Source organism: Amycolatopsis sp. NPDC028719 (assembly GCF_055565395.1).
This window is the reverse complement of record NZ_JBVHUL010000005.1, coordinates 7,646-19,225: the sequence shown is the minus strand read 5'-3', so window position 1 is coordinate 19,225 and position 11,580 is coordinate 7,646. Positions and strand designations below refer to the sequence as shown.

11 protein-coding genes are annotated in these 11,580 nt (G+C 71.6%); 10 read left to right on the top strand and 1 reads right to left on the bottom strand.

Annotation, left to right across the window (positions count from 1 at the left end; translation table 11 throughout):
• Window positions 1-131: 131 nt before the first annotated feature.
• The 4 genes from ACZ4TR_RS23325 to ACZ4TR_RS23310 are packed head-to-tail and all read left to right on the top strand — an operon-like array spanning window position 132 to window position 4,542.
• Window positions 132-2,096 carry a TRAP transporter permease gene (locus ACZ4TR_RS23325; protein ID WP_465289007.1) on the top strand — a complete coding sequence of 655 codons (1,965 nt, stop codon included), beginning with the start codon at window positions 132-134 and terminating at the stop codon, window positions 2,094-2,096.
• The gene (locus ACZ4TR_RS23320) at window positions 2,093-3,070 is read left to right on the top strand and encodes a TAXI family TRAP transporter solute-binding subunit (protein ID WP_465289006.1); all 978 of its coding nucleotides are present in this window, start codon (window positions 2,093-2,095) and stop codon (window positions 3,068-3,070) included. The genes ACZ4TR_RS23325 and ACZ4TR_RS23320 overlap by 4 nt, the downstream gene beginning before the upstream one ends.
• 16 nt (window positions 3,071-3,086) lie before the next feature.
• Window positions 3,087-4,079: an SMI1/KNR4 family protein gene (locus ACZ4TR_RS23315; RefSeq protein ID WP_465289005.1), complete on the top strand. Its 993-nt coding sequence runs from the start codon at window positions 3,087-3,089 to the stop codon at window positions 4,077-4,079.
• A 10-nt stretch (window positions 4,080-4,089) separates the two neighbouring features.
• Window positions 4,090-4,542: a GNAT family N-acetyltransferase gene (locus ACZ4TR_RS23310; protein WP_364525609.1), complete on the top strand. Its 453-nt coding sequence runs from the start codon at window positions 4,090-4,092 to the stop codon at window positions 4,540-4,542.
• Here ACZ4TR_RS23310 and ACZ4TR_RS23305 read toward each other — a convergent pair.
• Window positions 4,539-4,883, bottom strand: a complete 345-nt coding sequence (locus tag ACZ4TR_RS23305; protein ID WP_465289004.1) for an oxidoreductase — start codon at window positions 4,881-4,883, stop codon at window positions 4,539-4,541. The two genes, ACZ4TR_RS23310 and ACZ4TR_RS23305, sit on opposite strands and share 4 nt — an antisense overlap.
• Before the next feature lie 182 nt (window positions 4,884-5,065).
• Between ACZ4TR_RS23305 and lpdA the strand changes: the two genes are divergently transcribed.
• The 6 genes from lpdA to lipB are packed head-to-tail and all read left to right on the top strand — an operon-like array spanning window position 5,066 to window position 11,471.
• Window positions 5,066-6,439, top strand: a complete 1,374-nt coding sequence (gene lpdA, locus ACZ4TR_RS23300; protein ID WP_364525607.1) for a dihydrolipoyl dehydrogenase — start codon at window positions 5,066-5,068, stop codon at window positions 6,437-6,439.
• Between the two features lie 55 nt (window positions 6,440-6,494).
• Window positions 6,495-8,264, top strand: a complete 1,770-nt coding sequence (gene sucB, locus ACZ4TR_RS23295) for a 2-oxoglutarate dehydrogenase, E2 component, dihydrolipoamide succinyltransferase (protein WP_465289003.1) — start codon at window positions 6,495-6,497, stop codon at window positions 8,262-8,264.
• A gap of 18 nt (window positions 8,265-8,282) precedes the next feature.
• Window positions 8,283-9,248 carry a serine hydrolase gene (locus ACZ4TR_RS23290; protein ID WP_465289002.1) on the top strand — a complete coding sequence of 322 codons (966 nt, stop codon included), beginning with the start codon at window positions 8,283-8,285 and terminating at the stop codon, window positions 9,246-9,248.
• Complete coding sequence (locus tag ACZ4TR_RS23285) at window positions 9,236-10,111, top strand: TIGR01777 family oxidoreductase (RefSeq protein ID WP_465289001.1); 876 nt, start codon at window positions 9,236-9,238, stop codon at window positions 10,109-10,111. Before ACZ4TR_RS23290 ends, ACZ4TR_RS23285 begins: the two co-directional genes overlap by 13 nt.
• Window positions 10,108-10,731, top strand: a complete 624-nt coding sequence (locus ACZ4TR_RS23280) for a phosphatase PAP2 family protein (protein ID WP_465289000.1) — start codon at window positions 10,108-10,110, stop codon at window positions 10,729-10,731. The genes ACZ4TR_RS23285 and ACZ4TR_RS23280 overlap by 4 nt, the downstream gene beginning before the upstream one ends.
• Complete coding sequence (lipB, locus tag ACZ4TR_RS23275; RefSeq protein ID WP_465288999.1) at window positions 10,728-11,471, top strand: lipoyl(octanoyl) transferase LipB; 744 nt, start codon at window positions 10,728-10,730, stop codon at window positions 11,469-11,471. Before ACZ4TR_RS23280 ends, lipB begins: the two co-directional genes overlap by 4 nt.
• The last annotated feature ends 109 nt before the right edge of the window (window positions 11,472-11,580 follow it).

Here is an 11,580-nt window from a genome sequence, read left to right as displayed (position 1 = left end):
CGTTCGGTGCGTCTGACGCACCGAACGCCACATTGGGTGCGTCTGACGCAACCAACGCCACATTGGGGCGCTGGGGGCCGGTGATCGATTTGCCGCTTTCGGTGTGATCCGCGACACCGTACCGTGGCCGGGTGACGACCGAGCCGGTGGAACGCGACTCTCCCGCCGCGATCGCCGCCGAGCACGACGAAGAACGGCCGGCGCGCACCCTCTCCCGCGTTCCCGACCGCGTCGTCTACTTCGTCGCCCTCGCGGTCGCGGTTCTCGTGCTCAAGCAGGTCTTCTTCCCCTTCGCCAAGGGCAACCAGTTCTACCTCGTGCTCTTCCTCGGCGTGACGCTCCCGCTGGTCTTCCTCTGCTACCGCCCGCGGCTGCGCGGCCGCGACGACCCCGGCTGGACCGACTGGGCCCTCGCCGCGATCGCCCTGGCCGTCGGCCTCTACCCCGTGCTCATCGGCTACGACGACTTCCTGAACCGCCAGGGCATCCTGTCCCCGCTGGACATCGTCGCCGGCGCGCTGCTGCTGGTGCTGATCCTCGAAGCCACCCGCCGCACCACCGGGCTGGTGCTGCCGATCGTCTGCCTGCTCTTCCTCGCCTACGCCTACTACGGTGGCTACCTCCCGCAGAACTGGGGCATCGCGCACGCCGGCATCGACTTCAGCCAGATCGTCAACGCGCTCTACAACGACGCGAGCGGCTTCTACGGCACTCCGCTCGACGTCGCGGCCAGCTACATCGTGCTGTTCACGCTCTACGGCGCCGTCCTCAACGCCTCCGGCGCCGGACGGTTCTTCGTGGACATCTCCTTCGCCGCCTTCCGCAAGTCCCGGACGGCGCCGGGCCGGACCACCGTCCTGTCGGGCTTCCTGCTCGGCACGGTCTCCGGTTCGGGCACCGCGACGGCGGTCAGCCTCGGCTCGATCACCTGGCCGATCCTCAAGAAAGCCGGTTACCCCAGGGAAAACGCGGGCGGGCTGCTCGCCGCGTCCGGCATCGGCGCGATCCTCTCGCCGCCGACGCTGGGCGCCGCCGCGTTCATCATCGCCGAGTACCTGCAGACGTCGTACCTGACCGTGCTGATCTGGGCGACCGTCCCGACGCTGCTCTACTACCTCGGTATCGTGTTCGCGATGGAGGCCGACGCGCGGCGCTTCGAGGCCGAGCCGGTCGACGTCCCGCACGGCAACCCGTGGCAGCTCCTGCGCCAAGGCGGCTACCACTTCCTGTCGCTGGCGATCATCGTCGTGTTCCTGGCCTTGGACATCCCGCCGTTCGCCGCGGTCGTCTACGCCACCGGCGTCGCCGCGCTCTTCGCGCTCATCGCCCGGCGCCGGGACGTCAAGGGCTGGGCCAAGGACATGGTGGACGCACTCTCCGCCGGGGTCCGCGGGGCGCTGCCGGTGATCGCGGTGTGCGCGGCGGCCGGCGTGATCACCTCGACCATCACCAAGACCGGGCTCGGCCTCGAACTCGCCGACGCGCTGGTGGAACTGGCCGGCGCCCTCAGCGACAACGGCACCGTGATCCTGATCCTGACCGTGCTGCTCTCGGCGATCGCGGTCGGCGTGCTCGGGCTCGCGGTGCCGGTCACCGCGAGCTTCATCATCGCGTGGGTCGTGATCGGCCCGGCCCTGGAGACGCTGGGGGTCGCCGACGCCGAGCGCGCGATGTTCATCTTCTACTACGCCGTGCTTTCGGAGGTCACGCCGCCGACCGCGCTCGCCGCCGTCGCGTCGGCGGCCATCACCGGCGGGTCGGTGCTCGGCACCATGTGGCAGTGCTGGAAGTACACGCTGCCCGCGTTCCTGGTGCCGATCGCCTTCGTGCTCACCGACAACGGCGCCGCGCTGCTGCTGCAGTCCGATGTGCTCACCGTGCTGTGGGTGGCGGTGGTGTCGGCGGTGGCCGTCGCCGCGCTGGCCGTGGTGACCGGGGGCTGGCTGTTCGGCCCGGTCAGCCTGCCCGTGCGGCTGCTGTTCGTCCCGGCCGCCCTCTGCCTGCTCTACCTGGAGCCGGTGCCGATCGCGGTCGGCGCCGCGTTCGGTGTCGTCGCCGTACTCGCTCACACCGTGCTCAAGAGGAGGACAGCATGAAACGCGCACTGGCCGCTGCCGCGGTACTCGCTCTGGCCGTCACGGGCTGCGGCGGCAAACAGCAGACCGATCAGCCCGCCCAAGGTGGTGGCGGGCAGTCCTGCGAAGCAGGCGAAGGCCGGATCACCATCGCCACCGGCAACAGCGGCGGCGTCTACTACGTGCTCGGCGGCGGGCTGGCCCAGCTGATCAGCAACAACACCAAGCTGCGCGCGACGGCCGCGGAGACCGGCGCGTCGGTGCAGAACATCCAGCAGCTGGTCGCCGGGAACTACGACGTCGCGTTCTCCCTGGCGGACACCGCGGCGGACGCGGTGCGCGGCAAGGGATCCTTCGAGGGCAAGCCGCAGAAGATCCAGGCGCTGTCGAGGATCTACCCGAACTCGACGCAGGTGCTGGTGCGCACCGACTCGGGCATCAACTCCGTCGCGGACATGAAGGGCAAGCGGATCTCGACGGGCTCGCCGAAGTCGGGTACCGAGGTGATCGCGAACCGCCTGCTGCAGGCGGCGGGCCTCAAGCCGGACACCGATGTCCAGGCGCAGCGGCTCGACCTGGCCAAGACCGCGGACGGCATGAAGTCCGGCACGCTCGACGGGCTCGTCTGGTCCGGTGGCCTGCCGACCGCGCAGATCACCGACATCACCACGGCGTTGAAGGACAAGGTGAAGTTCCTCGACATCACGCCGCTGCTGCCGAAGCTCAAGCAGGTCAACGACGTCTACGACCGGGCCGTCATCCCGGCGGCGGCGTACGGGCAGCCGGCCGACGTGCCGACGGTCGTCGTGCCCAACCTGCTGCTGGTGCGCGAGGACTTCCCGGCGAACAACGCGTGCGCGCTCACCAAGCTGCTCTTCGACAAGCAGGCGGAGCTGGCGAAGGTCCACCCGGCGGCGAAGGAGATCACGAAGCAGCTGGCCCCGCGGACCGAGCCGGTCCCGCTGCACCCCGGGGCCAAGCAGGCACTCGGCTGACCCCTAGGGTCGGTTCGTGGACGCCGGCGAGTACCTCGAGACGGCGGTCCGGGACGTCCTGACCGCCGCCGAACCGGGCGTCGACGACCAGGCCTGGTACGCCGCCCTGCTGCTCGCGGTCAGCGGCGCGCTCGCCGAGGCCGACCGGCTGGCCGGGCACTGGTCGGCCCGCACCGAACGGCCGGTGACCGCGCTGGCGCCCGACCCGGTGCGGGCCCGCGCGTGGGCGATGCTCTTCGAAGCCCGCGGCGGCCGGCCGGAGTGGGCCGAGGGCTTGACGCCGCTCGACCTCGATGCCGAAGAACGCGCGCACACGGCCTCCCTGCGCCGTCCGGTGTCCGACCTCGACGGCGTCCTCCCGCCGGGACCGCTCGCCGAGGTGGTCAAGCACGTCGCGCCGGCACGCCCGGACCGCGTCCGCGCGGCACTCGCCGACGGCGACCTCACGCTGTGGGCGTCGCTGGCCGGGCACCGGCCGGACGTGGCGACGCTGGCGGCGACGCGCGCGCTGGCCCCGGCGCTGGTGGCCGGGGCGGACCCGCTGGGCCTGCGCGACTGGGCGCCGGCCTGCGCGGGCGCGCTGGTCGCAGCCCTGCACGAGCGCTACCCGCCGAGCCTGGGGACCTGGCCCGAGCTGATCGCGGAGATCATGCGGCTGCGCGGCTCGGCGGAAGCAGCGCTCCTGCGCGGTCGCACCACGCTCCCACCCCCGGCGTCGGAAGCGGCGATCCGCTCGGCGGAACTGCGGCTGGGTGTCACGCTGCCCGAAGACCACCGCGAGTTCCTGCGCACCTGCGACGGCCTGCCCGCGGACGTGGTCTTCCCCCGCTTGCTGGGCACGGCCGAGCTGCGCGCCGAGAACGGAGTGGTGATCCTCGCCGAGCCGGCGGTGCTGCTGCTTTCGGCGTCGCACGTGGTCGAGGTCGACCCCGTGCTGGGCACGACGGTGCACCCGTCGTTCCGCGCGGCGCTGGTCCGGCACGCCACGTTGCTCGCCCAGGCAGGCTAGCTTGGGCACGGTGACCACCCTCACCGTGGAGAAGATCACCCCGGACAACGTCGCCGCCGCTTGCCAGCTGGCCGTCGAGCCGCACCAGAAGAACTTCGTCGCGCCGGTCGCCGTCTCGCTCGCCGAGGCCTACACCCAGCCGGAGATCGCCTGGCCGAGGCTGATCCTCGACGACGGGGAACCGGTCGCCTTCGTGATGGGCGGCTTCAACCCCGGCGCGGAGCTCGACTTCTTCCGCTGCGGGGTCTGGCGGCTCAACGTCGGCGCCGGCGTCCAGGGCCGCGGTCACGGCCGGTTCGCCGTCGAAACCGTGCTCGAAGAGGCGCGCCGGCGCGGCGAAAAGGCTGCGACCGTGCTGTGGCTGCCGGCCGAGGGCGGTCCGGAGGACTTCTACCTCAAGCTGGGCTTCCGCCCGACCGGGCAGACCTTCAACGGCGAGGTGGTCGGCCGGATCGCCCTCTAGACCTGGCCGCGCTTCTTCCGCTCGGTGTACTCGCGCATGCGCTTCGGGTAGCCGACGCGCGCGACCTCGTAGACCGGGATCGACCGGCGGTGGCCGAACTGCTGGGCCGCCTCCAGGCTGCCGATCCGGCGCCGGGTCCACTCGCCGTCGTGGGCGATCAACACCACAGTGGTCTCGGTGACGTTCGTCTTCGGCTCGACGAAGGCCTCGACACCCCGGCGCGAGGCCGCCCACTCGTCCAGGTGATGGGTGTCCTCGGAACTGGCTTTCCGCAGCGTGCCGGTCTTCTGCCCGCCCTTGGCGCGCCTGCGCAGGGAGTCGAACAACCCCACCGCGACCACCTTCCCTCCCGAGACATTCCCCACTCATTATCCCGATGTCCGCGTGTGGTCGGTGTCGCACACCCGGCTAGCTCGCAGCCTCGTCCGGCGTAGTGACAAGATGGCGGGTGTCGCGCGCGCGGTTATACCGGGCACGGGCGACGACAGAGCACCACCCCACTGCTTGCCGAGGAGCTATTGAAGTGACCGACACCTCCGCCGACCTCGTGATCCTGGGAGGCGGATCGGGCGGCTACGCCGCGGCGTTCCGCGCGGCCGAGCTGGGCCTTTCCGTCACCCTGATCGAGAAGGACAAGCTGGGCGGGACCTGCCTCCACCGGGGCTGCATCCCGACCAAGGCCCTGCTCCACGCCGCCGAGGTCGCCGACGAAACCCGCGAGGCCGAAGCGGTCGGCGTCAAAGCCGTCTTCGAGGGCATCGACATCGCCGGGGTCAACAAGTACAAGGACGGGATCGTCTCCCGGCTGTACAAGGGCCTGCAGGGCCTGGCCAAGGCGCACAAGGTGAACCTCGTCGAGGGCAGCGGCACGTTCGTCGGCGGTACGACCGTCGAGGTGGACGGCACCCGCTACACCGGCAAGAACGTCATCCTCGCCACTGGTTCGTACTCGCGCACCCTGCCCGGCCTGGAGCTGGGCGGCCGCGTGATCGCCAGCGAGCAGGCCCTGTCCCTCGACTACGTCCCCAAGAAGGTCGTCGTCCTCGGGGGCGGCGTGATCGGCGTCGAGTTCGCGAGCGTCTGGGCCTCTTTCGGCGTCGACGTCACCATCGTGGAAGCGCTGCCGCGGCTGGTCCCGAACGAGGACGAGTTCGCGTCCAAGCAGCTCGAGCGCGCTTTCCGCCGTCGCAAGATCGCCTTCAAGACCGGCGTGAAGTTCACCGGCGCGAAGCAGGACGAGAACGGCGTCAGCGTCTCGCTGGAGTCCGGCGAGACCATCGAAGCCGACCTGCTGCTGGTCGCCGTCGGCCGCGGGCCGAACTCGGCGGGCCACGGCTACGAGGAGGCCGGCGTCAAGATCGAGCGCGGCTTCGTCATCACCGACGAGCGGCTGCGCACCAACCTGCCGAACGTCTACGCCGTCGGCGACATCGTCCCCGGCCTGCAGCTCGCGCACCGCGGCTTCCAGCAGGGCATCTTCGTCGCCGAGGAGATCGCCGGGCAGAACCCGCGCGTGATCGACGAGAGCGGCATCCCCCGCGTCACCTACTCCCACCCGGAGGTCGCGTCGGTCGGGCTGACCGAGTCGCAGGCGAAGGACAAGTACGGCTCGGACGTCACGACGTTCACCTACGACCTGGGCGGCAACGGCAAGAGCCAGATTCTCAAGACCTCCGGCGGGGTCAAGCTGGTCAAGGCCCCGGACGGCCCGGTCGTCGGGGTCCACATGGTCGGCGACCGCGTCGGCGAGCTGATCGGCGAAGCGCAGCTGATCTACAGCTGGGAGGCTTTCCCCGAAGACGTCGCGCCGCTCATCCACGCGCACCCCACCCAGACCGAGGCCCTCGGTGAAGCGTTCCTCGCCCTCGCGGGGAAGCCGCTGCACGTGCACAGCTGACGTCCCACCAGCAGAATCCAGACCACGCAGAACTTGGAAGAGGAGTCAGCGAACGATGGCCTACTCCGTCACATTGCCGGAGCTCGGGGAGAGCGTCACCGAAGGCACCGTCACCCGGTGGCTTAAGCAGGAGGGCGACACCGTCGAGGTCGACGAGCCGTTGCTCGAGATCTCGACCGACAAGGTCGACACCGAGGTGCCCTCCCCGGTGGCGGGCACGGTCGTGAAGATCAGCGCCGCCGAAGACGAGACCGTCGAGGTCGGCGCCGAGCTCGCCGTGATCGACGACGGCTCCGGTGGCGCGCCCGAGTCCTCCGCCCCGGCGCAGGAAGAGCAGAAGCCCGAGCCCGAGCAGGCGGCCGAGCCGGAGCCGCAGGCTCAGGAGAGTGCGCCGAGCAAGCCGGACACCGCGCCGGCCGCCGGTGGTGAAGGCACCGAGGTGAAGCTGCCCGAGCTGGGCGAGAGCGTCACCGAAGGCACCGTCACGCGCTGGCTGAAGCAGGTCGGCGACTCGGTCGAGGTCGACGAGCCGCTGCTCGAGATCTCCACCGACAAGGTCGACACCGAGGTGCCGTCGCCGGTCGCCGGCACGGTGCTGGAGATCCGTGCGGGCGAGGACGAGACCGTCGAGGTCGGCGGCGTCCTGGCCGTGATCGGTGACGCGAACGCGGCGCCGAAGGCCGAGGCCAAGCCGGAGCCCAAGCCCGAGCCGAAGCCGGAACCCAAGCCGGAGCCGAAGCCCGAGCCCAAGCCGGAGCCGGTCCAGGAGTCCAAGCCGGAGCCGAAGCCCGAGCCGCAGGCCGCGCCCGCGGCGAAGGCGGCCGAGGCGGCCCCGGCCGCGGCGGCGAAGGACGGTTCGGCGGACGGCCCGTACGTCACGCCGCTGGTCCGCAAGCTGGCGTCCGAGCACGGCATCGACCTCTCGTCGCTGACCGGCAGCGGCGTCGGCGGCCGGATCCGCAAGCAGGACGTCCTGGCCGCGGCCGAGGAGAAGCAGAAGGCGGCCGCTGCCCCGGCGCCCGCGGCTGCTCCCGCCGCCGCGGCCGCTCCGTCGGCGCCCGCCGCGCGTCCCGCGGCCCCGGTGTCGCCGGAGCTGGCGGCGCTGCGCGGCACGGTCCAGAAGGCCAGCCGGATCCGCCAGATCACGGCCACCAAGACCCGCGAGTCGCTGCAGATCGCCGCGCAGCTCACGCAGGTCCAGGAGGTCGACGTCACGAAGATCGCCAAGCTGCGCCAGCGCGCGAAGGCGGCCTTCAAGGAGCGCGAGGGCGTCAACCTGACGTTCCTGCCGTTCTTCGCGAAGGCCACGGTCGAGGCGCTCAAGCAGCACCCGAACGTCAACGCGTCCTACAACGAGGACACGAAGGAGATCACCTACCACGGCGCCGTGCACCTGGGCATCGCGGTGGACACCGAGCGCGGGCTGCTCTCGGTCGTGATCCACGACGCGGGCGAGCTGAGCCTGGCCGGTCTCGCGCACCGGATCGCCGACCTGGCGGGCCGCGCGCGGTCGGGCCAGATCAAGCCGGACGAGCTGTCGGGCGGCACGTTCTCGATCACGAACATCGGCAGCGTCGGCGCGCTGTTCGACACGCCGATCATCGTGCAGCCGCAGTCGGGCATCCTCGGCACCGGCGCGGTCGTCAAGCGCCCGGTGGTCGTCGCGGACGCCGACGGCAACGACACGATCGCCGTCCGGTCGATGGCGTACCTGCCGCTGACCTACGACCACCGCCTGGTGGACGGGGCCGACGCGGGCCGCTTCCTGACGACGATCAAGCAGCGCCTGGAAGAAGGCAACTTCGAGGGCGAACTCGGCCTCTGATCGTCTGAGTGCCTGACCGTGAAGGGCTCCTCATCCGCGGGTGAGGGGCCCTTCACGGCGTTCCGGACCTGGCTGGCCGCGCATCGCGACGCCATCTCGGTCGTGGCGGAAGACGGCCGGCACCACCTGGCACACCACGCCGAGGTGCCGCGCGTGGTGGCCTCGACGATCAAGGTCATCCCCCTGCTGGCCTACGCCACCGCAGTCGCCGGCGGCGCGCTCGATCCGGCCGAACCGGTTCCGGTCGGTGACTGGGACGCGTTCCACCCCTTCGACGGCGACGGTCCCCTCGGCGCCGGCGCCCACCACCGGGCGCTGACGTCGCTGGGCGTCGCCTGCGACGAGTACGGCGTCGCCCACGATCCCGGCCGGCTCGTCCCGGTCGACGCGATCGCCACGGCGATGATCACCGAAAGCGACAACGCGGCCCCCGACTACCTCCGCGTCCGGCTCGGCGACCGGGCGGTGCGAGCCGCCGCGGCCGACGGCGGCTGGGCGGACGCGGACCTCCGCTGGTTCTGCGGCGAGACCCTTCGCTCGTTTTATCCCGGCGAACCGGACCTCACCATGCGTTTCACCGGGGAACCCGCGTTCCGGCGAGAGGTCTTCGAACGCGTCCGAGGCGAGCCGGTCTCCATGGAAGCCGAGTGGGCTTGGGCACAGGAGACCGCGCACGGCACGGCCGCGCGGCTCTTCGCCTTCCACCGCCACCTCGCCACCGCCGACACTCCCGCCGTCGCTCTCGCGCGCCGCAAACTCGGCCGGGACGTGCGCTACAAGGGCGGCGCACTGCCGCGCAGCCGCGGTTTCGGCCTCTCCGCACCCGGTGGGACGGTGGCGATGTTCTTCACCGGTACGGACTTTCCCGAGGTCCCGCTCGCTGATCTGGGCCTGGCGATCCTCGCCGACCTGCCCGGTTTCGCACGGGACCTGGGCGTGCGGGCGCGCAGCGGATGCGCAACGATCGGAGCATGCGAGTACTGATCGCCGGAGCGAGCGGCTTGATCGGGTCGGCGCTGGTCGACCGCCTGCGGCGGGAGGGCCACGAAGTCCGCCGGCTGGTGCGGCGCGAGGCGAGCGAAGGCGGCGAGTTCCGCTGGGACCCGCCGTCGGGCACCATCGCGGACGGCGCCTTCGAAGGCGTGGACGCCGTTGTGAACCTGGGCGGCAAGCCGCTGTTCCCGGGCCGGTGGAGTGCGGCGCGCAAGCAGGAGCTCACCGACAGCCGGATCGAGCCGACCGAGGTGCTCGCCGAAGCCGTTTCCGAACACGGCGTGGGTGTGCTCGTCAACGCTTCCGCCGTCGGGTACTACGGCCAGACCCATGAGTCCACTGTGGACGAATCGGCACCTCGTGGCCGCGGTTTCCTCGCCGAGCTCTGCGAAGCCTGGGAAGCGGCGACGGCGGGTGCGGGTGACGCGCGCGTCGTCACCATCCGGACCGGGCTGGTCCTTTCGGCGAAGGGCGGGCTCTACGGCACGCTGCGCCCGCTCTTCCGGCTGTGCCTGGGCGGGCGGCTCGGCGACGGCCGCCAGTTCATGCCGTGGATCTCCCTCGAGGACGAGGTCGGCGCGATCGTCCACGCCCTCACGCACGACGACCTGTCCGGCCCGGTCAACCTCACCGGCCCGGCCCCGGTGACCAACGCCGAGTTCACCCGGGCGGTGGGGCGGGCCCTGCACCGCCCCGCGCCGTGGTGGGTGCCCGGGATCGCGCTCCAGACCGTGCTCGGCCAGGCCGGCGAGGAGATGGCGCTGTTCGGGCAGCGGGCCGTCCCGGCCGCGCTGAAGCGGTCCGGCTACGAGTTCCGGCACCCCACCCTGGACAGCGCGCTCGCCGCGGCATGAGCGTCCCGCTGCAGCGCTGGCTCGTCGTCGGCGCCGTGCTCTCGGTCGCGTTCGTCGTGCTCGGCCTGAGCGTGACGCGGCAGCCGCTCACCCTCGACGTCGAAGTCGCGAACGCGTTGCACGGCGTGTACGCGGAGCCGCTCGGCCGGGTGGCGCAGGCCGGGAGCGACCTGCTCGGGCCGGTGCTGCCCTTCGTCCTCGGCGCCGCGCTGCTCGCGCTGGCGCTGCGGCGGCGCGAGCACGTCGGGCTGTGCGTGCGGCTGGCCGTCGTGCTGGTGCTGTGCCGGCTGACGAGCCTGGTGTTCAAGCCGCTCTTCCTGCGCGAACGCCCGCGTGACTACCCGGACCTGAGCTACCCGAGCGGGCACGTGGTGTCGGTGGCGAGCACGGGGTTCGTGCTGCTCCTGCTGTGCGCGTGGCTGTGGCCGCGGCTGGTCCGCCGGGTCGCGGCGGCGGTCGTCATGGCCGTCGTGCTGGGCGCCGCCTGCCGCGTCGTGCTGGGCGTGCACTGGGTCACCGACACGATCGGGGCAGTGCTCGCGGTGACGGGTGTCGGGCTGCTCTCAGCGTGCGCCTTGCGGCTGCTTCCCCCGGGTGACGGGCGTAGCCTCGACGGGTGAGTTCTTCCCGCATTTCCTGCCGCGCCACCACCGAGCCCGTCGACGTCCGGGAGCTCGGCACGATCGACTACACCGAAGCCTGGGAGCTCCAGCGGAGCCGGCTCACCGCCCGCGCCGACGGCACCGCGCCGGACACGATGTTCCTGCTGCAGCACCCGTCGGTGTACACCGCGGGCAAGCGCACGGAGCCGGCCGACCGCCCGGTCGACGGCACGCCGGTGATCGACGTCGACCGCGGCGGCAAGATCACCTGGCACGGCCCGGGCCAGCTGGTCGGCTACCCGATCGTGAAGCTCGGCGATCCGATCGACGTCGTGCACTACGTGCGGCGGCTCGAGGAGGCGCTGATCCACGTGTGCGACCAGCTGGGCGTGCGCAGCGGCCGCGTCGAAGGCCGCAGCGGCGTCTGGATCCCGGCCGACGAGCGCGGCATCGAGCGCAAGATCGCGGCGATCGGCATCCGCGTCCAGCGCGGCGTGACGATGCACGGCTTCGAGCTCAACTGCAACGCGGACCTCTCGGCGTTCGACTCGATCGTGCCGTGCGGCATCCGCGACGCGGGGGTGACGTCGCTGTCGTACGAGCTGCAGCGGGACGTGAGCGTGGAAGCGGTGCTCCCGCTGGCGCGCGACGCCGTCCTGGCCGCCCTCGAAGGCGAGCTCCCGGTGAGCGAAGACCGCTGGCTCCCGCGTCCGGAGGCCCCTCAGGCGCCAGGCGTCACCTTCGCCCTCCAGAACTGACCAGCGCCCCAATGTGGCGTTGGGTGCGTGGGACGCACCCAATGTGGCGTTGGGGGGGTGGGGGGGGACGAACAACACAGTGGGGAGTTAGTTCACCCGCGGTGTGAAC